23 protein-coding genes and 1 tRNA gene are annotated in these 23998 nt (G+C 73.3%); 12 read left to right on the top strand and 12 right to left on the bottom strand.

Annotation, left to right across the window (positions count from 1 at the left end; genetic code table 11):
- Positions 1 to 43 precede the first annotated feature (43 nt).
- Positions 44 to 814, bottom strand: coding sequence for an ABC transporter ATP-binding protein (locus G7Z13_RS14615; RefSeq protein WP_165999483.1), 771 nt, complete (start codon positions 812 to 814; stop codon positions 44 to 46).
- Positions 815 to 1241: 427 nt separating this feature from the next.
- Between G7Z13_RS14615 and G7Z13_RS14610 the strand changes: the two genes are divergently transcribed.
- A tRNA-Leu gene (locus G7Z13_RS14610) sits at positions 1242 to 1324 on the top strand.
- 297 nt (positions 1325 to 1621) lie between these two features.
- Positions 1622 to 2542 carry a Bax inhibitor-1/YccA family protein gene (locus tag G7Z13_RS14605; RefSeq protein ID WP_165999481.1) on the top strand — a complete coding sequence of 307 codons (921 nt, stop codon included), beginning with the start codon at positions 1622 to 1624 and terminating at the stop codon, positions 2540 to 2542.
- 79 nt (positions 2543 to 2621) lie between these two features.
- Here G7Z13_RS14605 and G7Z13_RS14600 read toward each other — a convergent pair whose 3' ends face one another.
- A complete protein-coding gene (locus tag G7Z13_RS14600; RefSeq protein ID WP_165999479.1) occupies positions 2622 to 2846 on the bottom strand; it encodes a DUF4287 domain-containing protein in 225 nt (74 codons plus the stop codon).
- A gap of 125 nt (positions 2847 to 2971) precedes the next feature.
- Between G7Z13_RS14600 and G7Z13_RS14595 the strand changes: the two genes are divergently transcribed.
- Positions 2972 to 3283 (top strand): hypothetical protein, encoded by a 312-nt coding sequence (locus tag G7Z13_RS14595; RefSeq protein ID WP_206313073.1) that lies wholly within the window; start codon positions 2972 to 2974, stop codon positions 3281 to 3283.
- A 76-nt stretch (positions 3284 to 3359) separates the two neighbouring features.
- Here the strand turns inward: G7Z13_RS14595 and G7Z13_RS14590 are convergent, their stop codons facing one another.
- The 3 genes from G7Z13_RS14590 to G7Z13_RS14580 form a co-directional block, all read right to left on the bottom strand.
- Entirely contained in the window at positions 3360 to 4124 is a 765-nt protein-coding gene (locus G7Z13_RS14590) for a hypothetical protein (RefSeq protein ID WP_165999475.1), read from the bottom strand.
- 276 nt (positions 4125 to 4400) lie between these two features.
- Positions 4401 to 5621, bottom strand: a complete 1221-nt coding sequence (locus G7Z13_RS14585) for an acetyl-CoA C-acetyltransferase (protein ID WP_165999472.1) — start codon at positions 5619 to 5621, stop codon at positions 4401 to 4403.
- A gap of 247 nt (positions 5622 to 5868) precedes the next feature.
- Complete coding sequence (locus tag G7Z13_RS14580) at positions 5869 to 6912, bottom strand: SGNH/GDSL hydrolase family protein (protein ID WP_165999471.1); 1044 nt, start codon at positions 6910 to 6912, stop codon at positions 5869 to 5871.
- A 215-nt stretch (positions 6913 to 7127) separates the two neighbouring features.
- Here G7Z13_RS14580 and G7Z13_RS14575 point away from each other — a divergent pair, with 215 nt between their 5' ends.
- Positions 7128 to 8516, top strand: a complete 1389-nt coding sequence (locus G7Z13_RS14575; RefSeq protein WP_165999468.1) for a cystathionine beta-synthase — start codon at positions 7128 to 7130, stop codon at positions 8514 to 8516.
- Between the two features lie 629 nt (positions 8517 to 9145).
- Here the strand turns inward: G7Z13_RS14575 and G7Z13_RS14570 are convergent.
- The gene (locus G7Z13_RS14570) at positions 9146 to 9571 is read right to left on the bottom strand and encodes a hypothetical protein (protein WP_166004955.1); all 426 of its coding nucleotides are present in this window, start codon (positions 9569 to 9571) and stop codon (positions 9146 to 9148) included.
- Between the two features lie 241 nt (positions 9572 to 9812).
- Here G7Z13_RS14570 and G7Z13_RS14565 point away from each other — a divergent pair, with 241 nt between their 5' ends.
- Both G7Z13_RS14565 and G7Z13_RS14560 read left to right on the top strand, forming a co-directional pair.
- Positions 9813 to 10658, top strand: a complete 846-nt coding sequence (locus G7Z13_RS14565) for a MurR/RpiR family transcriptional regulator (RefSeq protein WP_165999466.1) — start codon at positions 9813 to 9815, stop codon at positions 10656 to 10658.
- Positions 10659 to 10823: 165 nt separating this feature from the next.
- Positions 10824 to 11438 carry a hypothetical protein gene (locus tag G7Z13_RS14560; RefSeq protein WP_206313072.1) on the top strand — a complete coding sequence of 205 codons (615 nt, stop codon included), beginning with the start codon at positions 10824 to 10826 and terminating at the stop codon, positions 11436 to 11438.
- A 37-nt stretch (positions 11439 to 11475) separates the two neighbouring features.
- Here G7Z13_RS14560 and G7Z13_RS14555 read toward each other — a convergent pair whose 3' ends face one another.
- From G7Z13_RS14555 to G7Z13_RS14535, 5 genes are all read right to left on the bottom strand, one after another.
- Positions 11476 to 11850 carry a hypothetical protein gene (locus tag G7Z13_RS14555; RefSeq protein ID WP_165999464.1) on the bottom strand — a complete coding sequence of 125 codons (375 nt, stop codon included), beginning with the start codon at positions 11848 to 11850 and terminating at the stop codon, positions 11476 to 11478.
- A gap of 14 nt (positions 11851 to 11864) precedes the next feature.
- A complete protein-coding gene (locus G7Z13_RS14550; protein ID WP_240926216.1) occupies positions 11865 to 12338 on the bottom strand; it encodes a roadblock/LC7 domain-containing protein in 474 nt (157 codons plus the stop codon).
- 88 nt (positions 12339 to 12426) lie between these two features.
- Positions 12427 to 13386, bottom strand: coding sequence for a transcriptional regulator (locus G7Z13_RS14545; RefSeq protein ID WP_165999462.1), 960 nt, complete (start codon positions 13384 to 13386; stop codon positions 12427 to 12429).
- Positions 13383 to 13775, bottom strand: a complete 393-nt coding sequence (locus G7Z13_RS14540; RefSeq protein ID WP_165999460.1) for a hypothetical protein — start codon at positions 13773 to 13775, stop codon at positions 13383 to 13385. Before G7Z13_RS14540 ends, G7Z13_RS14545 begins: the two co-directional genes overlap by 4 nt.
- Positions 13776 to 13936: 161 nt before the next feature.
- Positions 13937 to 15415 carry a diaminopimelate decarboxylase gene (locus G7Z13_RS14535; RefSeq protein WP_165999458.1) on the bottom strand — a complete coding sequence of 493 codons (1479 nt, stop codon included), beginning with the start codon at positions 15413 to 15415 and terminating at the stop codon, positions 13937 to 13939.
- Positions 15416 to 15610: 195 nt separating this feature from the next.
- Between G7Z13_RS14535 and hutU the strand changes: the two genes are divergently transcribed.
- Genes hutU through hutI form a run of 4 tightly spaced genes read left to right on the top strand, consistent with a single transcriptional unit; the run spans position 15611 to position 21115 of the window.
- Entirely contained in the window at positions 15611 to 17275 is a 1665-nt protein-coding gene (hutU, locus tag G7Z13_RS14530; RefSeq protein WP_165999457.1) for a urocanate hydratase, read from the top strand.
- A gap of 20 nt (positions 17276 to 17295) precedes the next feature.
- Entirely contained in the window at positions 17296 to 18498 is a 1203-nt protein-coding gene (locus G7Z13_RS14525; RefSeq protein ID WP_166004950.1) for an allantoate amidohydrolase, read from the top strand.
- The gene (locus tag G7Z13_RS14520) at positions 18495 to 19832 is read left to right on the top strand and encodes a formimidoylglutamate deiminase (protein ID WP_165999455.1); all 1338 of its coding nucleotides are present in this window, start codon (positions 18495 to 18497) and stop codon (positions 19830 to 19832) included. Before G7Z13_RS14525 ends, G7Z13_RS14520 begins: the two co-directional genes overlap by 4 nt.
- Positions 19829 to 21115 (top strand): imidazolonepropionase, encoded by a 1287-nt coding sequence (hutI, locus tag G7Z13_RS14515; protein WP_165999453.1) that lies wholly within the window; start codon positions 19829 to 19831, stop codon positions 21113 to 21115. The genes G7Z13_RS14520 and hutI overlap by 4 nt, the downstream gene beginning before the upstream one ends.
- Before the next feature lie 324 nt (positions 21116 to 21439).
- Here the strand turns inward: hutI and G7Z13_RS14510 are convergent, their stop codons facing one another.
- A complete protein-coding gene (locus tag G7Z13_RS14510) occupies positions 21440 to 22345 on the bottom strand; it encodes an RNA polymerase sigma factor SigF (RefSeq protein ID WP_206313071.1) in 906 nt (301 codons plus the stop codon).
- Between the two features lie 251 nt (positions 22346 to 22596).
- Between G7Z13_RS14510 and G7Z13_RS14505 the strand changes: the two genes are divergently transcribed.
- Both G7Z13_RS14505 and G7Z13_RS14500 read left to right on the top strand, forming a co-directional pair.
- Complete coding sequence (locus G7Z13_RS14505; RefSeq protein WP_165999450.1) at positions 22597 to 22977, top strand: STAS domain-containing protein; 381 nt, start codon at positions 22597 to 22599, stop codon at positions 22975 to 22977.
- A 162-nt stretch (positions 22978 to 23139) separates the two neighbouring features.
- The gene (locus G7Z13_RS14500; RefSeq protein ID WP_165999448.1) at positions 23140 to 23646 is read left to right on the top strand and encodes an ATP-binding protein; all 507 of its coding nucleotides are present in this window, start codon (positions 23140 to 23142) and stop codon (positions 23644 to 23646) included.
- The last annotated feature ends 352 nt before the right edge of the window (positions 23647 to 23998 follow it).

Genomic DNA, 23998 nt, shown 5'->3' with positions numbered 1-23998 from the left:
TTCTCAGTCCAGGGGGTGGGGGGGCGGGAACGACGCCGGTACGTCAGCTGGTGCGGCCCTTGCCGTCGAACCGCTTCATGCGGTCCAGCACCGACTCCGCCGTCGGCCCGTGCACCTCGTCCACGATCCGGCCGTCCGCGAGGAACACCACGCGGTCCGCGTACGCCGCCGCGACCGGGTCGTGGGTCACCATCACCACGGTCTGCCCCAGCTCGCGCACGGAGTTGCGCAGGAAGCCCAGCACCTCGGCGCCGGAGCGCGAGTCGAGGTTTCCGGTCGGCTCGTCGCCGAAGATGATGTCCGGCTTGGAGGCGAGGGCGCGGGCGACCGCGACGCGCTGCTGCTGGCCGCCGGAGAGCTGGGCGGGCCGGTGGCTCAGCCGCCCGGACAGGCCGACCATCTGGATCACCGTGTCCAGCCACTGCTTGTCCGGCTTGCGGCCCGCGATGTCCATCGGGAGGGTGATGTTCTCCAGCGCGGTCAGCGTGGGCAGCAGGTTGAAGGCCTGGAAGATGAAGCCGATCTTGTCCCGGCGGAGCCTGGTGAGCTGCTTGTCCTTCAGCGAGCCCAGCTCGGTGTCGCCGATGCGCACCGAACCGGAGGAGAAGGTGTCGAGACCGGCCACGCAGTGCATCAGCGTGGACTTGCCGGACCCGGACGGACCCATGATCGCGGTGAACTCGGCCTGCCGGAACTCGACGGAGACCCGGTCCAGGGCGACCACCTGGGTCTCGCCCTGCCCGTAGATCTTCGACAGCTCCGTGGCGCGGGCGGCCACCGCGGTGGTCCGGTCGGCGAGGGGAGTCGTGGTCACGGCAAGGGGCTCCTGTCAGGACGGGGATCGGGGAACTCGTCCATCGTCGCGGCCGTACGACGCCGTGTAGTCAGCCGCTGTTCCGGTTCCGGGGGGCGACTCCGGTCGGACCGGGCGGCACCCGAGTCATACCTGGGGATGACGGGTGACCCTGAGAGACGGCCGGCGCGGGAGGGGCGCGGAGGGGGCCCGGACGGGTGATCGCGTCGAGAACAGGTGGAGTGCCCTCGTTCGGGAGGTGAAATTCCGTCATTCCGCATGCGCGGGCGGGCGCCGCACGCAAGGCTGTTGGCAAGTGCGGATGGCGCGTTCCGAGGGCTGATGCACCCTCAGACGTCAATAAAATAAGACAACATCGGGTCGCCGTTCCGCTGTTCGGGGGACGCGTCCCGATAGGCTCGGAACCTCGATGCGGAGCCCATGGCCTGCCCGGATGGTGGAATGCAGACACGGCGAGCTTAAACCTCGCTGCCCCTCGCGGGCGTACCGGTTCGAGTCCGGTTCCGGGCACCTCCGACGCCCTCGGATCGTGTGCATCATGCACCGAATCTGTCGCCGAGCCGTCACCCCGCCGCCCCCTCCGGGCGGCGCTCACCGCCTCCTCCGGACGGCGCTCACCGCCCTCCGGGTGACGAGATCGTCACCGTGGGGCCACGGTTCGGTCCCTCACGTGCCGGGAATCACCCGGCCGCGTAGCGTGTTGCGCAGCACGTGGGGGGAAAGATCCTCCCCAAGCACTAGGGTCATTCCTTTGCCTGTCTATTACTCTTGAGCCAAGGCTACGCAGGGTGGCCATGGAGGAGTGAAATGAGGAGCAGCAACCCGGTCTTCTCGCGACGGGGGTTCAGCCGCGACAACGGCTACGCGGGCTTCAACACCGCGCCGCAGGCCGGGGGCGCAGCTGTGGGCACGCAGGGCAACCCGTACGCCACGGGCAACCCCTACGCGCAGCCCGGCGCCGGCGGCAACCCGTACGCGCAGAACCCTTACGCCCAGAACCCGTACGCCCAGGACCTGCAGCACGGCGCCCCGCCGCAGGCCCCGGTCGCCACCGGCAACCGGATGACGATGGACGACGTCGTCATGCGCTCGGCCATGACGCTCGGCACCGTCGTCGTCGGTGCCGTCCTGGCCTGGGCCCTCCTGCCGGTCTCGTCGACCAGCTACGGGCTCGCCATCGGCGCCGCGCTGATCGCCTTCGTCCTGGCGATGGTGCAGTCCTTCAAGCGCAAGGCGTCCCCCGCGCTGATCCTGTCGTACGCCGCCTTCGAGGGCGTCTTCCTCGGCGTGATCAGCGAGATGTTCAACACCCAGTGGTCCGGCGCGCCCTTCCAGGCGGTCCTCGGCACCATGGCCGTCTCCGGCGCCACGCTGCTGATCTACAAGGCCGGCTGGATCCGCGTGACCGCGCGCTACGCCCGGATCGGCCTGGCGATCGCCATGGCGTTCATCCTGGTCATGGCGGTCAACCTGCTGCTGGTCGTCTTCGGTGTCGCCGAGGACGGGGGCCTGCGCAGCATGGGCCCGCTCGGTGCGATCGTCGGCATCATCGCGATCGTGCTCGGCGCGTTCTTCCTGACCCTCGACTTCAAGCAGATCGAGGACGGCATCGCCTACGGCGCGCCGCGCGAGGAGTCCTGGCTGGCCGCGTTCGGTCTGACCATGACCCTGGTCTGGATCTACATCGAGATGCTGCGGCTGGTCGCCATCTTCTCGGGTGACGACTGATCCGCCCCAGCCGCCAGGCGGTGACGACATGACGAAGGGCCCCGGGGACGTCCCCAGGGGCCCTTCGCCGTGCGCGGGGTCAGAACCGGCGCGCGGCCCTCCTCAGGTCGTACTCGTGGATGATCGCCTTGGCGTGGCCGTACGCGAGGTCGTACTCGTGGCGCAGCCAGCTGACCTTCTCCTCGAAGCGGAGCGCCGGGCCTTCTTCGACGGTGCGCAGCCAGTCGGACACCTCACGACCGGTGCAATGGGGGATGCGGGCGAGCAGATTGCGGTGGGTCTCCTCGGAGAAGACTTGGGACATCGGCGCCTCCATACGCAACGGGATGTAAGCCGGTCCTTCAGGTCACCGTGCCTGAGCGTTCGCCCGTTGGCAACAGTGCCGGTGTCCGTTGGAACCGGCCCCCGCGCGGGGCGTAGGGTCGCGGCGTGGTTGATACGACGCCTTTGAGCCGTGCCGTGGATCACTTCGCCGACCGGCTGCGCGCCGCGCCGCAGAGCCGGCTGCAGCGCGGCGCCGCCGGGGCGGCGCTGGAGCTGGCCAGGGAGCTGGCCCGGTGGGCGCAGGAGCTGGAGACTCCCGGGGTGGAGCCGCGGGTCATGCCGGACGCGGGGATGTTCGCGGCGGCGGACCAGGTGAGTGTGGCCGCGCATGATCTCGCGGTCGTTCTGCGCAGTGACGCCGAGGTGGCGGAGGCGGTGCGGCTGGTGGAGGAGGCGCAGAAGAAGGCGGGGGTCTGAAGGCTCGTCGCCGGGTGCGGATGAGTGGGGCTGGTCGCGCCGTTCCCCGCGCCCCTTCAGCGAGTCACCCGCGCCCTCACAGGCTCGCGATGACCCGGTCCGCCAGGACGTAGACGTTCTCGTCGCCGCACTCGAAGGTGAGGGTGTACGCGCCGGAGATGCCGGAGCCGCCGAGCAGGACCGGGCTCAGGCCGGCCTGGAGGGCGGCGGCGAGGCGTTCGGCGGTCTCGCGGTGGCCCGGGGTCATGCACAGGGTGGTGCCGTCGGCGAAGACGTAGACGTCGAGGGTGCCGAGCGGGCCGGGGCGGACGTCGGTGAGCGCGGTGCGGGCGGCGGCCAGCTCCTCCAGGATCGCGACGGTGCGTTCGTGGTCGTTCACGACCGGTGACGCGACCGGGACGAAGTCCGGGTGGGAGGGGTGGCGGCGGCGGGCGGCGGCCAGTTCGGGCGAGTCGCCGGGGAACTCCTCGGGCTCGGCGACCGGCTCCAGTCCCATGAAGTCGGCCTGGCGCGGCAGGAAGAAGTCGCTGTCGGCGAGGGAGAGCAACGACGGGGCGTCGGAGATGTCGCGGGCCTCCTGGGCCGCCCAGAACGCGCGCGCCTCGGCCAGCTCGCGCTCACGCTCCTCGGCGAGGGCCTCGGCCACGGCCGCGCGTATCTCGTCCGTGTCCGCGGTGGTGCGCGCGGCGGGCACGTGGACGGTGGCCCCGCGGGTCCCGGCGAGCTCGGCGTGCAGGGCCGCGACCTGGCGGCGCAGCTGCATGAGGGTGCGCAGGACGGCGACGCCCACGGCGCCGGTGGCGGCCGTGGTGACCAGCAGGGCGATCGGCATGGCGCTCACTGACGTACTCCCGGTTCAAGGTCGACCCCCGACTTCCTACATCAGCTTGAGGGGTGAACTAACCAGCTGTCAGTGCGTAACGTCACGAAACGGACAGGTCCTTGGGGTGGGGGTGTCCGGTGTTACCGCCCTGACCTGCGGAGTTCTCTGTGCCGAGGGATAAAGGTCACATCCTGAGGGAGATTGGATCACAAAACGGCCCGGAACCCTGGTGGTTTCCGGGTTCCGGGCCGTCAGGTGACGGTGAGTGGTATGGCGGTCACCCAGGGGTGCGGTTCAGCTCAGGCGCTCGATGACCATCGCCATGCCCTGGCCGCCGCCGACGCACATCGTCTCCAGGCCGAACTGCTTGTCGTGCCACTGGAGGGAGTTGATGAGCGTGCCGGTGATGCGGGCGCCGGTCATGCCGAAGGGGTGGCCGACGGCGATGGCGCCGCCGTTGACGTTCAGCTTCTCCAGCGGGATGTTCAGGTCCCGGTAGGAGGGGATCACCTGGGCGGCGAACGCCTCGTTGATCTCGACCAGGTCGATGTCGTCGATGCTGAGTCCGGCGCGGGCCAGGGCCTGCCTGGACGCCTCGACCGGGCCGTAGCCCATGATCTCGGGGGAGAGGCCGGAGACGCCGGTGGAGACGATCCGGGCCAGCGGGGTCAGGCCCAGCTCGCGGGCCTTGGTGTCGGACATGATGACCAGCGCCGCGGCGCCGTCGTTGAGCGGGCAGCAGTTGCCGGCGGTGACCAGGCCGTCGGGGCGGAAGACCGGCTTGAGGCCGGAGACGGCCTCCATGGTGACGCCGGCGCGCGGGCCGTCGTCCTTCGAGACGACCGTGCCGTCGGGCAGCGTGACAGGGGTGATCTCGCGCTCCCAGAAGCCGGCCTTGATGGCCTCCTCGGCGAGGTTCTGCGAGCGCACGCCGAACTCGTCCATCTCCTGGCGGCTGACGCCCCAGAAGCGGGCCAGGTTCTCGGCGGTCTGGCCCATGGCGATGTACGGGTCGGGCAGCAGGCCGTCCTCGCGCGGGTCGTGCCAGGAGGCGCCCTCGGACTCGGCGACGGCGGCGGTGCGGGCCACGGCGTCGGCGAAGAGCGGGTTCTGGGTGTCGGGCATGCCGTCGGAGGTGCCCTTGACGCTGCGGCTGACCATCTCGACGCCCGCGGAGATGAAGACGTCGCCCTCGCCGGCCTTGATGGCGTGCAGGGCCATCCGGGAGGTCTGGAGCGAGGAGGAGCAGTAGCGGGTGACGGTACAGCCCGGCAGGTGGTCCATGCCCATCTGCACGGCGACGATCCGGCCCAGGTTGTGGCCCTGCTCGCCGCCGGGCAGGCCGCAGCCGAGCATCAGGTCGTCGATGTCCTTCGGGTCCAGCTCGGGGACCTTGGCGAGCGCGGCCTGGATGATCGTGGCGGTGAGGTCGTCGGGGCGCAGGTCCTTGAGGGAGCCCTTGAAGGCGCGGCCGATGGGGGAGCGGGCGGCTGAGACGATCACGGCTTCGGGCATCACGGCTCCATGGCGGTACGGGTGGACGGGCAGGGCTGGTTGGGAAGTTACCCGTACGTATGCGCGCGGTCACGACGTACGCGGTGTGACATGGACCGCAACTTTCTAAGCGCTTGCTTGCCTTGCGGGGTCGGGGCGGTCGCACCGCCGGGACGGCCACGCGCTGACTGCCGGGTACCCACGGGGCGGGTCGCCGTACGGTTGCCGGGCGCCCGCCGTTTGGCCAGCCGTCAGGCGCCCACTGCCGTCAGGCCCCCGCCTGGCTGCCCGTGTCCGCGTGTTCGTCCAGGTGCTCCGCCGCCACCTGCCGCCGGCGCCGGCGCTTGAGCAGCGCCCAGGGGCCGCGCGGGCCCGTGGGCATGGCCGCGGTGACCTCCGTACCGGCCTCCGAGGCGGCCTCGGCGGCGGCGCGGGCGACCGGCAGGAAGCCCTCCCGGCGGGAGAGGTCCGGGCGGTCCTCCTCGGCCGGCCACAGGCCGAGGGCGGCGCACACGGTGGGCAGGACGGCCATCGCGGCGGTGGCGTACCCCTCGGCCGAGGGGTGGTAGCTGTCGGGACCGAACAGCTCACGCGGGTGCTCGGCGAACTCGGGGCCCAGCAGATCGCCCAGCGACACCGTACGGCCCCCCTGCTCCACCACGCCGATGGTCTGCGCGGCGGCCAGCTGGCGCGAAACCCGGCGGGCCAGCCAGCGCAGCGGCTGCTGCACCGGCTCGATGGTGCCGAGGTCGGGGCAGGTCCCCACGACCACCTCCGCACCGGCCGTCCGCAGCCGCCGGACCGCCCCCGCCAGATGGCGGACCGAGCGGGTGGGCGGCATCCGGTTGGTGACGTCGTTCGCGCCGACCATGATCACGCACACGTCGGGCACCGGCCGCGGACCGGCGAGGACCAGCGCCACCTGCCGGTCGAGGTCGTCCGACATCGCGCCCGGCACCGCCACGTTGCGCAGCTCCACCGGCCGCTCCGCGACCGCCGCGAGCCCGGAGGCCAGCAGCGCGCCCGGCGTCTGCCCGGCCCGGTGCACGCCCTGCCCGGCCGCGGTGGAGTCGCCCAGCAGGGTGAGCCGCAGCGGCTCCACGCCCGGGGTCGCGTAGCCGCCGCCGTACAGGCCGTCCGCCTTCGGCACGTACGGCGAGGAGCCGTTCGCCTGCACCTGGCGTCTGGCCAGCTGCGCCTCGGCCAGCAGCAGGCCGACGAGGGCCGCGCCGACCAGACCGATGCCACCGCCGCCGTACGCGGCGCCGGCCGCGATCCGCCGCGCCACCCTCGCCCTCGACATGCCGGTCATGCGTCGCCGCCACCTCCTCGTTGCCGTACAACCACTCCTTGCCCCGTACCGGGCGTCCGCCAATCGCAACGGTGAGTGAACGACCGCTCACTGTGGCCCCGCCGCCGCGTTCCCGCCCGCCGGGGGGGCGCCCCGCGGGCGACGACGGGAATGGGGCGAAAGGGCCTAGGCTGGCGGCACCACGACCACTTCTTTTGCAGCAACCGGAGACAACGGTGCAGTTCCACGACTCGATGATCAGCCTCGTCGGCAACACCCCGCTGGTGCGGCTCAACAGCGTGACCAAGGGCATCAGGGCGACCGTCCTGGCCAAGGTGGAGTACTTCAATCCGGGCGGCTCCGTGAAGGACCGCATCGCCCTGCGGATGATCGAGGCGGCCGAGCGGAGCGGGGAGCTGAAGCCGGGCGGCACGATCGTGGAGCCGACCAGCGGCAACACGGGCGTCGGCCTGGCGATCGTGGCCCAGCAGAAGGGCTACAAGTGCATCTTCGTCTGCCCGGACAAGGTCTCCACGGACAAGATCAACGTGCTGCGCGCCTACGGCGCCGAGGTGGTCGTGTGCCCGACCGCGGTCGCCCCCGAGCACCCGGACTCGTACTACAACGTCTCCGACCGCCTGGTCCGCGAGACGCCGGGCGCCTGGAAGCCGGACCAGTACTCCAACCCGAACAACCCGCTGTCGCACTACCACTCGACCGGTCCCGAGCTGTGGGAGCAGACGGAGGGCCGGATCACCCACTTCGTCGCGGGCGTCGGCACCGGCGGCACCATCTCCGGCACCGGCCGCTACCTGAAGGAGGCCAGCGACGGCCGGGTGAAGGTCATCGGCGCCGACCCCGAGGGCTCCGTCTACTCCGGCGGCTCCGGCCGGCCGTACCTCGTCGAGGGCGTCGGTGAGGACTTCTGGCCGACCGCCTACGACCGGACCGTCGCCGACGAGATCGTCGCCGTCTCCGACAAGGACTCCTTCCAGATGACCCGCCGCCTCGCCAAGGAGGAGGGCCTGCTGGTCGGCGGCTCCTGCGGCATGGCGGTCGTCGCCGCGCTGCGCGTCGCCGAGCGGCTGACCGAGGACGACGTGGTCGTCGTGCTCCTCCCGGACAGCGGCCGCGGCTACCTCAGCAAGATCTTCAACGACGAGTGGATGGCCGACTACGGCTTCCTGGAGGACGCCGGCCCCAGCGCCCGCGTCGCCGACGTGCTGGAGCACAAGGAGCACGGCGCCATGCCGTCGCTGGTCCACATGCACCCGGACGAGACGGTCGGCCAGGCCATCGAGGTGCTGCGCGAGTACGGCGTCTCCCAGATGCCGGTGGTGAAGCCGGGCGCCGGTCACCCCGACGTCATGGCCGCCGAGGTCGTCGGCTCGATCGTCGAACGCGAGCTGCTCGACGCGCTGTTCGCCCAGCGCGCCTCCCTCGACGACCCGCTGGAGAAGCACATGTGCGCGCCGCTGCCGCAGGTCGGCTCCGGCGAGCCGGTCGGCGACCTGATGAACGTGCTCGGCCAGGCGGACGCCGCGATCGTCCTCGTCGAGGGCAAGCCGACCGGTGTGGTCAGCCGTCAGGACCTGCTCGCGTTCCTTGCCAAGAACGCCAAGTAGGGGGGCGTCGGTCGGCGGGGCGCCGGTCGGCCGGAGCCGCTGGTCGACCGGAGCCGCCGGTCGGCCGGGCGTCTTCGCGGCCTTTCGGGGCGGCGGACGACGTGGGGCAGCCGGTGCGTTCTCGCGGCGTCCCGGGTGGCCGTCGACGCGGCCAGCCGGGGGCTGCCGGGGCGCCTTCGCGGGTATCCCCGGGCGCCGTCGACGCGGGGCTGCCGGGGGTGCCTTTGCGGCCTCCCCGGGCGGTCGACGATGCCGGGCAGTCGGGGAGACGGCACGGTGACGTCGTGGTGAACCGCCGGTGTCGGTGGCGAACTCGCGGTGACTTGTGGGGGTTTGGGTCGCGCGGAAGCGGTACGAGGGTGTCACGTCCGCGCAGCACCCGCTTAACACGGGACAGGCAGAGTAGGGGTGTCGGCAGGGGCGGGAGCGGCTCCCCGCTCCGACCGGCGACCAGCGGCGCCAAGGACCTCCGGAGCGGCTCCCGGACCTCCATGGACGCCACGGACGCGCCAGCCCGGCCCTGACCCGGCCCGCGTCCCTCGCGGGGACCGCCGTCGTCCCGCCCCCCGGAAACGGGGGTGCGGCGGTCCCCGCGCAAGTCGTCTCCCCGCGTGGCGCCCCGGCCGGGCTCAGTCCTCCCGGCCGGAGCCGTCGCCGCGCCGCCCGCGCCCGCCGAACAGGCCGGGGTGCAGACGGGCCGCTTGGACCGCGTTCACACCGACGATCCCCAGCCACGCGGTGACCAGGCCGGGCAGTCCCCCGATCCCCCCACCGATCGCGGACAGCGGCACGGCCAGGACCAGCGAGACGATCCCGAAGCCGAACCGCTCGCCCCAGGAGTCCGAGCCGTCCGGCGACCGGGTCTCCCGGGCCGCCGCCAGCTGCTGCTCGGCCAGCTGCCGCCGCACCCGCCGCTCGACCGCGTCGTCGATGCGCCGGTCGACCTTCTCCAGGAAGGAGTCGACCAGCGCCGGCTCGTACTCGTCGCCCAGCTCGTGCCGCGCGCGCAGCGTGGCGTCGAGTTCTTTCTTCAGGTCGGTGTCCCGCCCGTCCATTCCGGTCATGACCCCCACGGTAGGAAGCGGGGGACGCGGCGGCACTGGGGACAACCCCCGTGTTGCCCGGCCGCGTAGGAGAATCTGTTGCCCGGCTGCATAGGAGAATGCAGAGTTTCCGATATCTGAATAGACGATCTGGTGACGACGGGCCCGGTGACGCCGGACCCGGTGACGACAGGCCCGGCGAGGACGGACCCGGTGACGACGGACCGGACCCGGTGACAAGGGGGAGCACGGCATGAGCCCGACCGACAGCCCTGCCGCACGACTGCAGGCGCTCTTCGAGGGGCACCGGCTCACGCCGACCCAGCGCCGCATCGCGCACAGCATGGTGCGCCGCGCCGCCGACGTGCCGTTCCTGTCCAGTGTGGAACTCGCCGAGCTGGCCGGGGTCAGCCAGCCGTCCGTGACCCGCTTCGCCGTCGCCCTCGGCTTCGACGGCTACCCGGCGCTGCGCCGCCACCTGCGCGAGGTCGCCCCCGCCGAGCAGCCCGCCGCGGACGCCGGGGCGTTCAACGAGTACCAGCAGGCCGTCGAGGCCGAGATCGAGAACCTCCGCCACCTCGCCGAGGCGCTGGCCGACCCGCGCCCGGTGCAGCGCGCGGGCCGCGTCCTCGCCGCGAGCCGGCCCCTGCCCGTCCTCGGTCTGCGCGCCGCCGCCGCCCAGGCGCACGGCTTCGCCTACTTCGCGGCCAAGGTCCACCCGGACGTACGGCTGCTCAACGAGGGCGGCACGATGCTCCAGGACCGCATCGACGGCGCCGTCCGCGCGGGCGCCACCGCCCTGCTCTGCTTCGCGCTGCCCCGCCACCCCCGCGAGGTCGTGGACACCCTCGGCCACGCCAGGGAGGCCGGCCTGACCGTCGTGACCGTCGCCGACTCCGCCTTCGCCCCGGTCGCCAAGGTCTCCGACCTGCTGCTGCCCGCCGCCGTCGGCACCGGCCTCGCCTTCGACACCGCCTGCGCGCCGATGCTGCTCGGGCGGGTGCTGCTGGAGGCGATGTGCGACGACCTGCCGGACGCCCAGGCGCGGCTGGAGGAGTTCGACGCGCGGGCGGCGGCCCGCGGGCTGTTCGTGGAGTGACCGCCCGCGCGCCCGCCCTCGCGCTCGCGCCCGCCTCGTCTTCGTGCCCGCCCTGCCCGCGCGTTCCCCCTTGCCCGCGTGCGCGCGTGTTCTCAGACTCGTCTCAGGTTCCGGCGCTAACCTGCCGGGCCATCAGTGTCGTGCCGGACGACGAGGAGGCGGAACGTGGCACGCGGAGGTCAGGGACTGGCTCGGGTGGCCGTCGTCGTACGGGCGGGCGCCGCGCCGTTGTGGTGGCTGGGCGTCTGCGCGGCCGGGATCGGCCTGGCGATCCCGGGACTGACGGGCCGGCGGATCGGGGTGTACGCGGGTGCCGCGCTGTTCGTCGCGGCCGCCGCGGTGGTGGCCGGCGCCCGCCGCCGGCGCTACGCCGGGCTGACCCGCGGGACGGCCCGCGCCGGGAGGTACGACGTCCTGCAGGACCGCGCGGTGACGACCCGGACCTGGCGGCGCGGGCACCGCTGGTGGCTGCTGCTCGGGTTCCTCGCCGCGCTGGGCGCCAACGCCGCGGTGCCGGTGGCCGGCGGGCTGCTGCTCGCCGGGTGCGGGGTGGGCCTGTGGCTGAAGGCGGCGTGGCTGGGCCGCCGGGAGCGGGCGCAGGAGGAGCTGCTGTGGGTGCGGGTGGACTGGCTCACCGCGCGCGGCGGCCGCCCGGCCGGCAAGGCGGTCAGGGCGTACCGCAGCACGGGTGTCGCGGCGGGCGACGCCGCCCCGGGCGGGGCGCGCCGCCGCACCACGGTGCAGAGCGGGGCGCGGCGCCGCACCGCGGCGCTGGTCTGACCCGCCCGGCGGAGGAGGAGCGGGTCGGACCTCCGGCTCAGACCTCCAGCTCCTCCTCGATCCTCTTCAGCTGGTGGCGGGCCATCGCCAGGTTGGCCCGCTTGGCGTCGAGGGCGAGGTAGAGGAAGAGCCCGTTGCCGCCGCGGCCCTTGAGCAGCCGGATCAGGTGGTACTGGTCGGACAGGGTGATCAGGATGTCCTCGATCTCGCTCTTGAGGCCGAGGTGCTCCATGGTGCGCATCTTGGCGCGCACCACGTCCGTGTTGCCCGCGGCGGCGACGTTCAGGTCGAAGCTCTTGCTGCCGCCCAGCGTGCCGAGCGCCATGCCGCTGGTGTAGTCGACGAGCGCGACACCGGTGGCGCCCTCGATGGAGGAGAGCGCTTCCTTGAGGGCGGTCTCGGTGTTGGCCATGGTGGTGGGTCCTCTCAACTCTCGGTGACGGTGTGGGTGGTGCGGTGCGCCGTCTCGACCAGCTCCCCGATGCGGGCGCCGGCCCGGCGGCCCTCCAGGTGGAGCCGGCCGACGTTGACGCGGTCCTGCGCGAGCAGCGTGAGCACGGCGGTGCGGCCCGCCGCGTACGTCGCCACATAGCCCCGCTCGCCGCGCACGAGCAGCTCGCGCAGTCCGCCGCGGCCGGTGGCGTCGGTCAGCCGCACCGCGACGCCGAGTGCGGCGGCGGTCAGCGCGGCCAGGCCCTCCGGCTCGACGCCGGGGGTGTCGTGGGCGAGGACGAGGCCGTCCACGCTGGCGGCGAGGGCGCCGGTCAGCTGGGGCATGCGGGCCCTCAGCAGGTGCAGTTCGTGGAGGATGTCGGGCTCGGCCGCCATCGGTTCTCTCCTCTCGGCGCGCACGGCGATCTCGGCGGTCTCGGCGATCCCGGCCGCCCCCGGCGTCCCCACCGTCCCCGCCGTCCCAGTGGTTCCGGCGGTCCCGGCGGTTCCGGCTGTTCCGGTGGTCTCGGCGATCGCGGTCGGCGGTCGGTGCCGTTCAAAGGGCCTCCAGCGCATCCCTGAGCCTCTTCAGCAGGGCGATGTCGGGGTCGGTGACCTCGGGCGGCGGCGGGAACGGTGACGGGAACTGCCCCGCCCCGGATCCCGGCCCCGCCCCGGACCCCGGCCCCGACCGCGGCCGTGCTCCGTGTCGCGGCCGGGACCCGCGCGGGGAGTGCGGCGGGTGCGACGGGTGCGGTGGAGTGCATGGGGCGGGTAGGGCCGGCGGGGCTGGTGAGGGCTGCGGGCGCGGTGCCAGCAGCCCGGCCGCGGCCAGGTGCCGTACGTCCACCAGGGTGTGGAAGCCCGGCCGGCCCAGCTCCCGGGCGATGTCCGCCGCCGTGCGGACGCCGTCCACCAGGTCCAGCACCGCCTGCCGGCGGGGCGGCAGGGGCGGCACCGGGTCGGTGCCGGGCCGCAGCAGCGGGGCGCCGTCGGTGGCCGGGTCGGGCCAGACGCGCCGCAGCAGCTCCCGCCGGCGCACGGTCTCGCGTTCGACGTCGGCCACCGGCACCGGGCGGAACACGGCGGGCGGGCGCGGCTCGCCGTAGCGGAACCGCCCGGGGGTGCTGCTCGGCTCGAGCGCGAAGTACGCCGCGTCGAACAGGGCCCCGAGGTGGCACAGTTCCAGCGCGCCCGCCGGGAGGCGGCCGCCGTCCACCAGCAGCCGCCCGGCGTCCTGCCCGGCTCCCGCGCGGTCCACCGCCTCCCGCCAGGCGGCGGCGTCCAGCGTGCCGTGCGCCGTCAGCAGGACGTCGAGACCGGGCGCGGCCGGGCTCTCGGCGTGCACCACGCGGCCCTCGGCCAGGTGGAGCGTGCCGCGCTCGCGGACCAGGACGCCGGTGGCCCGCTCGGCGGCGAGCCGGGACAGCATCGGCGACAGTCCGGCCGCCACCCGGGCGGCGGCGCCCGCGCGGTCGCGCAGCGGTAACGGGGGAGTGGTGCCGACGGCTCTCATGCCAGGACCAGCCGTCCGGCCAGCTCGCCCAGCCGGATGCGGGCGAGGGCCAGATTGCCGTCCGCGCGGCCGAGCCACACGTGCAGGAACACCGTGCTGTCGAACGACGTCGGCACGAACCGCAGCACGTGGTACGAGTCCCGGTTGCTGATCAGCAGGTCCTCGACCGGCGGATCCGCCTCGCCGGGGCCGCCGTCCGGGGCGAACGTCTTGTGCTCGGCGGCGAGCCGGGCGAGTTCCGCCGACTCGGCGCAGGCCGCCTCCGCGTCACCGCCGGGGAACTCCCCGACGACACCGAGCGCCAGCCCGCTCGTCCAGTCCACCAGCGCGGCACCCCGGGCACCGGGCAATCGCATGGCGTCCAGCAAGCACTCGTCGATTCCGGGCACCGTGGCTCCCCTCCCCGCCTGGCGTTCCGTCGAGTGACACCGACGCTACGCACCGTGCGGACGAGGGGTGAGGGTTCTGGCATTTTCTACGGGAACATGCGTCCGGCGTACTAGTGTGGGTCGGCTGACCACGTGTCCCCCACCGGCAACGGTGGTTCAGCTTACGGCCGTCGGAGCCCGGTCAGCGCGTCGGCGCGGGCTCCGCCGGACTCGGCCACGATCTCCTGGAGCGTCTGCGGCTCACGGACGGTCGCGAAGGCCACCCCTCCGGCACCGTCGGGCACGAAGCCGTGGATGCCGGGGCGGGCCAGCGAGTTGTACGCGTAGTGGTGGGCGAAGTAGTACGCCCCGGTGTCCAGCGCGGCCGCGTAGTCCCCGGGTTCGAGCAGGGGCAGGGCGCGGGCCTCGGCGAGCAGGTCGCCGGCGAAGCAGGCGGGACCCGCGACGTCCTGGACGGTCTCCGGGCCCTCCTTGGGGCGGCCCTTCGCGTCGTAGGCCGCTATGCGCAGCGGCCACGCGGAGGGCGCGTAGACCGTGCGGGTGGCCACCTGGACGCCCGCGTGCGTCACCGCCACCGGGCGTCCGCCCGACGTCTTGGTGTATTCCACCCGCGCCACCACCGTGCCGTGCTTGGCCAGCAGGGAGCGGCCGAACTCGGTGACCAGGCCGTAGCGGCCGTCGAAGAGCGCCGGGACGGCCTCCCGCAGCAGGCGGGCGTACTGCGCGTACGTCGGGCTCGTCTCGTCGGAGGCGAAGTTCACCGGCAGGCCGCCGCCGATGTCGATCGTGTCGATCTGCGGGCGGCCGATCCGCCGGTTGATCTCCTCGGCGAGCGCGTGGACCTCGGCGATCCCCCGGGCCATGAGCGACAGGGGGATGCCCTGCGAGCCGGTGTGCGCGTGCAGCCGGGTGAGCCAGGGCCGGTCGGCGTACGCCCGGATCACCCACTCCCGCGCGCCCTCGTCGCGCAGCGCCACGCCGAACTTCGAGGTGGCCGTCGCGGTGGACAGCGCCTCGATGGAACCGCCGCCGACCTGCGGGTTCACCCGCAGTCCCAGCGGTGAGCGGCTGGGCGCGGACGCCATCAGCGCGTCGAGGCGGGCCAGCTCCTGCGGGTTGTCCGCGTTGACGGCGATGCCCAGCGCCAGCGCCTCCCGCAGCTCGGCCGGGGTCTTCGCGGGGGAGTCGAGCACGGTCCGCTCCGGCGGCATGCCCGCCGCGCGGGCCAGGGCCAGCTCACCGGGGCTCGCCACCTCCGCGCCGATCCCCTCCTCGCGCAGCAGCCGCAGTACGGGCACCAGCGGGGTCGCCTTCACCGCGAAGGCGTGCAGCACCGGAGTGCCCGGCGCCACCACCGCGTCGAACGCGGCCCGCAGCTCGGCGGCCGACTCGCGGATCCCGGTGACGTCGAGCAGCCCGACGAGCGGCGTGGCGGGGCCCAGCAGGCCCTGCTCCACCGCCGCGCGGACCGCGTCGTCCCGGCTGGCCGCCCGCGCGGCGCCACCCGGCTCGTCAGGCGTGGCCCGCTCGCCCGGCTCGCCCGGCTCGCCCGGCTCCCCCAGCGCACCCGGCTCGTCCCGCGCGGCCCGCTCGTCCCGCGCGGTCCTGCCGTCGCCGCGCTCGTCCCGCTCGTCCCGCATGGCCCTTCCGTCATTCACGTCGACCACAGCATCCCCCGTCGTCTCGTCGTCCGGTCCAGGTCTCCGGGACCCCCTCCAGCGAAACATCCGCAGCGCGCCCGCGCCGGGACACCGTTGTATTGACTAGGTCTATTCATGGCGTCAGGATGTGAATAGCCGTAGAAACAAAGATCGTCGTCCGTCAGGAGGCACGCCATGTCAGGACCCCGCCCCGTCCGAGCGCCGCGCGGCACGGAACTGAGCGCCCTGGGATGGCAGCAGGAGGCCGCCCTGCGGATGCTGCAGAACAACCTCGACCCCGAGGTCGCCGAGCATCCCGACAAGCTCGTCGTCTACGGCGGCACCGGCAAGGCCGCGCGCGACTGGCGCTCCTTCGACGCCATGGTGCGGACCCTGAAGGGGCTCAAGCAGGACGAGACGATGCTCGTCCAGTCCGGCCGCCCGGTCGGCGTCATGCAGACCCACGAGTGGGCGCCGCGCGTCCTCATCGCCAACTCCAACCTCGTCGGCGACTGGGCCAACTGGGAGGAGTTCCGCCGCCTGGAGCAGCTGGGTCTGACCATGTACGGCCAGATGACCGCCGGCTCCTGGATCTACATCGGCACCCAGGGCATCCTCCAGGGCACCTACGAGACCTTCGCCGCCGTCGCCGCCAAGAAGTTCGGCGGCACCCTCGCCGGCACGATCACCCTCACCGCCGGCCTCGGCGGCATGGGCGGCGCCCAGCCGCTCGCCGTGACGATGAACGACGGCGTGGCGATCTGTGTCGACTGCGACCCGCGCGCCATCGACCGCCGCATCGAGCACCGCTACCTCGACGTGCGGGCCGACAGCCTCGACCACGCCCTCCGGCTCGCCACCGAGGCCCGTGACGCGCGCCGCCCGCTGTCCATCGGCGTCCTCGGCAACGCCGCCGAGCTGGTGCCGCAGCTGCTCGCCATGGGCGCGCCGATCGACATCGTCACCGACCAGACCTCCGCCCACGACCCGCTGTCCTACCTCCCGGCCGGCGTCGCCTTCGACGAGATGGCCGCCTACGCCGCGAAGGACCCCGCCGGGTTCACCACCCGCGCCCGCGAGTCCATGGCCCGGCACGTGGAGGCCATGGTCGGATTCCAGGACGCCGGCGCCGAGGTGTTCGACTACGGCAACTCGATCCGTGGCGAGGCCCAACTCGCCGGATACGACCGGGCGTTCGCCTTCCCCGGCTTCGTCCCCGCCTACATCCGGCCCCTGTTCTGCGAGGGCAAGGGCCCGTTCCGCTGGGCGGCGCTTTCCGGCGACCCGGCCGACATCGCCCGCACCGACAAGGCGATCCTGGAGCTCTTCCCCGAGAACGAGTCCCTGGCCCGCTGGATCAGGCTGGCCGGCGAGCGGGTGCACTTCCAGGGCCTGCCCGCGCGCATCTGCTGGCTCGGCTACGGCGAGCGGGACAAGGCCGGCGAGCGGTTCAACGACATGGTGGCGAGCGGGGAGCTGTCCGCGCCGGTCGTCATCGGCCGCGACCACCTCGACTGCGGCTCCGTCGCCTCGCCGTACCGCGAGACCGAGGCGATGCTGGACGGCTCCGACGCGATCGCCGACTGGCCGCTGCTGAACGCCATGGTCAACGTGGCCTCCGGCGCGTCCTGGGTCTCCCTCCACCACGGCGGCGGCGTCGGCATGGGCCGCTCCCTCCACGCGGGCCAGGTCACCGTCGCCGACGGCACCCCGCTCGCCGGCGAGAAGATCCGCCGCGTGCTGACCAACGACCCCGGCATGGGCGTCATCCGGCACGTCGACGCGGGCTACGACATCGCGGAGTCGGTGGCCGAGCGGCGGGGTGTGCGGGTGCCGATGCGTGAGGGTGACGACACGTGAGCGAGCCCTCCTTCCAGGAGATGTGGCGGGAGCTGCTGCCCATCGGGCGGCACCCCGGCTCCGGCGGCTACCGGCGGTTCGCGTGGACCGGGGCCGACCGGGAGTGCCGGGCCTGGTTCGAGCAGCAGGCCCGGAGCAGGGGGCTGGCGTACGAGGTGGACCGCAACGGCAACCAGTGGGCCTGGCTCGGGGACCCCGCCGCCGGGGACGCCGTCGTCACCGGTTCGCACCTGGACTCCGTGCCCGACGGAGGGGCCTTCGACGGACCGCTCGGAGTGGTGTCCTCCTTCGCCGCGCTGGACGAGCTGCGCCGCAGGAACGCACGGCTCGCCAAGCCGCTCGCCATCGTCAACTTCGGCGACGAGGAGGGCGCCCGCTTCGGGCTGGCCTGCGTGGGCTCCCGGCTCACCGCGGGCCGGCTCGGCCGCGAGCAGGCCCACCGCCTCACCGACGGCGACGGCGTCACCCTGGCCCGGGCCATGGAGGCCGCCGGACACGACCCCGACGCCATCGGACCGGACCCCGAACGCCTCGCCCGCATCGGCGCGTTCGTCGAGCTCCACGTCGAGCAGGGCCGGGCGCTGGACCTGACCGGGGACGCCGTCGGCGTCGCCAGTGCCATCTGGCCGCACGGGCGCTGGCGGTTCGACTTCCGCGGCGAGGCCAACCACGCGGGCACCACCCGCCTCGCCGACCGGCGCGACCCCATGCTGCCGTACGCCGAGACCGTGCTCGCCGCCCGCCGCGAGGCCCGGCTCGCCGGGGCCGTCGCCACCTTCGGGAAGATCGCCGTGGAGCCGAACGGCGTCAACGCGATCCCCTCCCTGGTGCGCGGCTGGCTCGACTCCCGCGCCGCCGACCAGGGCACCCTCGACACGGTGGTGGACGGCGTGGAGCGGGCCGCCCGCGAGTACGCCGCCGCGCACGGCGTCGACCTCGACGTGGTCCGCGAGTCGTTCACCCCCGTCGTCGAGTTCGACCACGCCCTGCGCGACGAACTCGCCCGCATCCTCGGCACGGACACCGACCTCAAGGTCCCCGTCCTCGGCACGGGTGCCGGACACGACGCCGGGATCCTCTCCGGGACCGTGCCGACCGCCATGCTGTTCGTGCGCAACCCCACCGGTGTCTCGCACTCCCCGGCCGAGTCCGCGACCGAGGACGACTGCGTGGCCGGGGTGCTCGCCCTCGCCGACGTACTGGAAGGACTGGCCCGCACGTGACCAAGGCGACCTACTGGCTGGAGCACGCCTGGCTCGGCGACCGCGTCGAGTCCGGCGTGGCCCTGGAGACCGACGACGGGCGCATCACCGCCGTCCGGACCGGCACCGGCACCCCGCCGCCCGGCGCCGAGGTGCTGCGCGGCCTCACCCTGCCCGGCCTCGCCAACGCGCACAGCCACGCCTTCCACCGCGCCCTGCGCGGCTCCGTCCAGGTCGGCAGCGGCACCTTCTGGACCTGGCGCGAGGTCATGTACGCCGTCGCCGACCGGCTCACCCCGGACACCTACCACGCCCTGGCCCGCGCGGTGTACGCCGAGATGGCCCTCGCCGGCATCACGGCCGTCGGCGAGTTCCACTACGTGCACCACGCCCCCGGCGGCACCCCGTACGCCGACCCCAACGCGATGGGCGAGGCCCTGATCGCGGCCGCCGCCGAAGCCGGCATCCGCATCACCCTCCTCGACACCGCCTACCTCTCCGCCGGCTTCGGACAGCCGCCCAACCGCCATCAGCTCCGCTTCTCCGACGGCGACGCCGAAGCCTGGGCCGAACGCTGTTCAGGTCTCAAGGAACGCGATCACGCGCGGATCGGGGCCGCCGTCCACTCCGTACGGGCCGTGCCGGCGGACCAGTTGGCGACCGTGGCCCGCTGGGCCGACGAGCGGCGGGCCCCGCTGCATGTGCACCTGTCCGAGCAGACCGCCGAGAACGACGCCTGCCGGGAAGTCCACGGGTGCACCCCGGCGCAGCTCCTCGCCCAGCACGGCGTGCTCGGCCCGCGCACCACCGGCGTGCACAACACCCACCTCACCGCCGAGGACATCTCCCTCATCGGCTCCACCGGCACCGGCACCTGCATGTGCCCGACCACCGAGCGCGACCTCGCCGACGGCATCGGACCCGCCGTCGCCCTCCAGAACGAGGGCTCCCCGCTCTGCCTCGGCTCCGACAGCCACGCCGTGATCAACCTGCTGGAGGAGGCGCGGGCGATGGAGCTGAACGAGCGGCTGCGCAGCCGCACCCGCGGCCACTGGACGGCCGCCGCCCTGCTGCGGGCGGCCACCGCCGACGGCCACGCCGCCCTCGGCTGGACCGACGCCGGCACCCTGGAGCCCGGCGCGCTCGCCGACTTCACGACGATCGCGCTCGACACGGTCAGGACGGCAGGGCCGCCTGTGCGGCTCGGGGCCGAGACGGCCGTATTCGCCGCGTCGGCAGCGGACGTGACGCACACGGTCGTGGCAGGCCGGCACGTCGTGCGGGACGGGGCGCACTCCCTCGTGCCGGATGTGCCGGGAGCCCTCGCGGACGCCGTCGCAGCCCTGCGCGGATGAACCGGGGCAGCGCACCCGCCTCGTCCCCCGCCCCCGATCCCACCGCCGACCAGGCCACCAAGGACGCCATGAGCAACGCGACGACCGTCAGCCCCGCCCATTCCGCGAGCACCGCGAGCACGCTCATCACCAACATCGCCGCTCTGGTCACCAACGACCCCTCCCTCGGTGACGATTCCCCCCTCGGACTGGTCCGGGACGCGGCCGTCGTCATCGACGGCGACCGCGTCGCGTGGACCGGTGAAGCAAGCAAAGCACCCGCCACTGACAATCGGGTCGACGCGGGCGGCCGGGCGGTCCTCCCCGGCTTCGTCGACTCCCACTCCCACCTGGTCTTCTCCGGCGACCGCACCGAGGAGTTCAACGCCCGCATGTCCGGGCGGCCCTACAGCGCGGGCGGCATCCGCACCACCGTCGCCGCCACCCGCGCCGCCTCCGACGCGGAACTGGAGGCGAACCTCACCCGTTACCTCACCGAGGCGCTGCGCCAGGGCACGACCACCTTCGAGACCAAGTCGGGCTACGGCCTGACCGTCGCCGACGAGGCCCGCGCCCTGCGGATCGCCGCCGCCCACACCGACGAGGTCACCTACCTCGGCGCCCACATCGTCCCCCCGGACCACGCCGACGACCCGGCCGCCTATGTCTCCCTGGTCACCGGCGAGATGCTGGACGCCTGCGCGCCGTACGCCCGCTGGATCGACGTCTTCTGCGAGCAGGGCGCCTTCGACGGCGACCAGGCCCGCGCGATCCTCACCGCGGGCAAGGCGAAGGGCCTGCACCCGCGCATCCACGCCAACCAGCTGTCGTACGGTCCCGGCGTCCAGCTCGCCGTCGAGCTGGACGCGGCCAGCGCCGACCACTGCACCCACCTGACGGACGCCGACGTCGACGCGCTCGCGAGCGGCCGTACCGTCGCCACGCTCCTGCCCGGCGCCGAGTTCTCCACCCGCGCCCCGTGGCCGGACGCCCGCCGGCTGCTCGACGCGGGGGTGACGGTCGCCCTGTCCACCGACTGCAACCCGGGCTCGTCGTTCACCTCGTCCGTCCCGTTCTGCATCGCCCTCGCCGTCCGGGACATGGGCATGACCCCCGACGAGGCGGTCTGGTCGGCCACGGCGGGCGGCGCGGCGGCCCTGCGCCGCACCGACATCGGCCGCATCACCCCGGGAGCCCGCGCCGACCTGATCCTGCTCGACGCCCCCAGCCACGTGCACCTGGCCTACCGGCCGGGCGTTCCCCTGGTCACCGGCGTGTGGCGCCGCGGCACCCGCGTGGTCTGACGCCGGTTCGGAACGGAACCTGCGCGCCCGCGCAACCGGGCGGCGCCCTTTCACGCGCTCACGCGCCGACGCGACCTCCGCCGTGCGCCCTCACGACGCGACCTCCGCCGTGCGCCCTCACGGCCCGCCCGGTTCCCGGGACCGTGACCGTCGTCCTGGCCGACCCGTCCGCCCCCGCCTCCTCAGCCGTCAGACCCGCCGGTGGCGTCACCAACCGGCGGGTCTGACGGCTCACAGGGGAGAAAGGGGACCCGTGGGGAAGGAGTTTTCCGCGAGTGACGGGACAGCGCGGGGCAGGAGTCCGGTCCCGCCGCGCGCGGGAGGTCACTCCTCGACCGTCAGCCCCTTGCGCAACCGCCCCAGCGTGCGTGCCAGCAGCCTGGACACGTGCATCTGGGAGATGCCCAGCTCCTCGCCGATCTCCGACTGGGTCAGACCGGCGACGAACCGCAGGGACAGGATCTTGCGGTCCCGCGGCGCCAGCTCGGCGATCAGCGGCTTGAGCGACTCGATGTACTCGATGCCTTCGAGCCCGTGGTCCTCGTAGCCGATGCGGTCCGCCAGCGCGCCCTCGCTGTCGTCCTCCTCGGGCTGGGCGTCCAGCGACGAGGCGGTGTAGGCGTTGGACGCGGCCATGCCCTCGACGACCTCGTCGGTCGAGATGCCGAGCCGCTCCGCCAGTTCGGCCACGGTCGGCGCGCGGTCCAGCCGCTGCGCCAGCTCGTCACCGGCCTTGGCCAGGTCGAGCCGCAGTTCCTGAAGCCTGCGCGGGACGCGCACGGACCAGGAGGTGTCGCGGAAGAACCGCTTGATCTCGCCGATGATGGTTGGCATCGCGAACGTCGGGAACTCGACGCCGCGGCTGAGCTCGAAGCGGTCGATCGCCTTGATCAGGCCGATCGTGCCGACCTGGATGATGTCCTCCATGGGCTCGCTGCGGGAGCGGAACCGGGAGGCGGCGAACTTGACCAGGGCGAGATTGAGTTCGACGAGCGTGTTGCGGACGTAGGCGTGTTCGTGTGTGCCTTCCTCCAGCGACTCCAGCCGCTCGAAGAGGGTCTTGGACAGGGCCCGGGCGTCCTCCGGGGCCACTTGGTCGTACGGGGGGATCTCCGGGAGTCCGGTGAGGGCGTCTGCGGTGACGCCGTCGGGGGCGATGGGATCCAGATGTTCCGGAGGGGGTGTCGACGTCGCCTGATGGGTATGCGATTCGTCGAGCCGGGGTGACATGATGTCCTCCATCGTTTCTCGGCATATGGCTGCCGAAGCCAGTACGTGCACTGCGGTGTGCGGCGCCTCCAAAGCCGGCCGTGTCGGGTACGCGTTCCTCCTAGCCCTATCGGTTGTTCCGAAGAGACCGCAAGTGCGTTCTGTGGTAGTATGTCCGTTTTCGCATGAATGGTCGGCTGTCGAAGAGCGCCAGGAAGGCGTAGTGTTCGAGGGCGAACAGTCAGCAGCCACGACCTCGGGAGAGAGACGGCATGGACCACGGGACGGTCGGCAGCGCACAGTCGGGCCGACTTCTGGTGGAGGTGCGGGAAGCGGGCTCCAGTGCCGTTGTGACTCCGGCGGGTGAGCTCGATCACCACACCGCCGATCTGTTGCGCGAGCCACTCGAGGAATGCCTCGCCAAGGGCTTCAACCGGTTGGTCGTGGATTGCTCACGGCTGGAGTTCTGCGACTCCACCGGGCTGAACGTCCTGCTGGGTGCCCGCCTGAAGGCGGAGGCCGCGGGCGGCGGGGTGCACCTCGCCGCGATGCAGCCGGTGGTGGCGCGCGTGTTCGAGATCACCGGAGCGGAGGCGGTCTTCACCGTCCACGACACCCTCGAGGCCGCCCTCCCGGAGGGCGACGTCGGCTGAGCGCGCGCTGTCGGGTCCCGCTGTGACCGGGGGGTGCCGAAAGGGTGTGTGTGCCGAAAAAGGGGGTGTCCATCCGGCCCACTCGGGCAGGAGACACTCTGGTTCGGCACCCGTAAGGAACTCTTGAATCGTGAACTGGTGAATCGGTGAGGTGAAGCGCTGATGAGCACCACCCGGCCCTACCCGCCGGGCGAACGCGGCCCGGAGCCCAGCGGCGCTTCCGGGGTGCCGGAGGGGGGCGTGCCCGCCTCCTCGCAGGGACGGCAGGTCCGCAGGCTGAGCTTGGCCGGTGAGGCCGGCGTCGTGCCGATGGCCCGCGACTTCGCCCGCCAGGCGCTGTACGCGTGGGGCTGGCTGCCGGCCTCCAGCGCGGACCAGCGGGCCGCGGCGGAGGACGTGCTGCTCGTCGTCTCCGAGCTGGTCACCAACGCCTGCCTGCACGCCGAGGGCCCGGACGAGATGTCGATCTCCTGCGACAACAAGGTGATCCGCATCGAGGTCTCCGACCGCGGCACCGGCCAGCCCGCCCCCCGCACCCCCCACCGCGCGGGCCGCCCCGGCGGCCACGGCATGTTCATCGTCCAGCGCCTCTGCCTCGACTGGGGCGTCGTCCGCGCCCCCGGCGTCGCCGGCAAGACCGTCTGGGCCGAACTGGGCGCCCCGGCGTAACCCAGGGCCGGCCGAGGCCCGCGCGGCCCCGGCCCGCCCCCCGGCGGCTCGCCCTGCCCACCCGCACGCCGCCGGCCGGCCCGCCACGGCCGCACTCCCCGGCCCATCGCGGCCCGGCCCACCGCCGACGCCACCCCTGTCCCCTCGGCGAGCACCAGTCGTTTTCAGCCAGATACGGGCGAACCTGTCCCCGCGGCCGACTGCCCCGCGCCCTGACCACCCGTACGTCACAGCCGTACGACGTCACCGGCACGCGCGCCCTGCCCAGCCGTACGCCGCGACCGCGCGCAGTCCTGCCCACCCGTACGTCACCGGCACGCGCGCGCCCTGCCGCCCAGCCGTACTGCACAGC

This window comes from Streptomyces sp. JB150, from assembly GCF_011193355.1.
In the GTDB taxonomy this organism is placed as follows: Bacteria; Actinomycetota; Actinomycetes; order Streptomycetales; family Streptomycetaceae; genus Streptomyces.
Note: the sequence above shows the minus strand (reverse complement) of the source record. Positions and strands in the feature narration are given on the sequence as shown.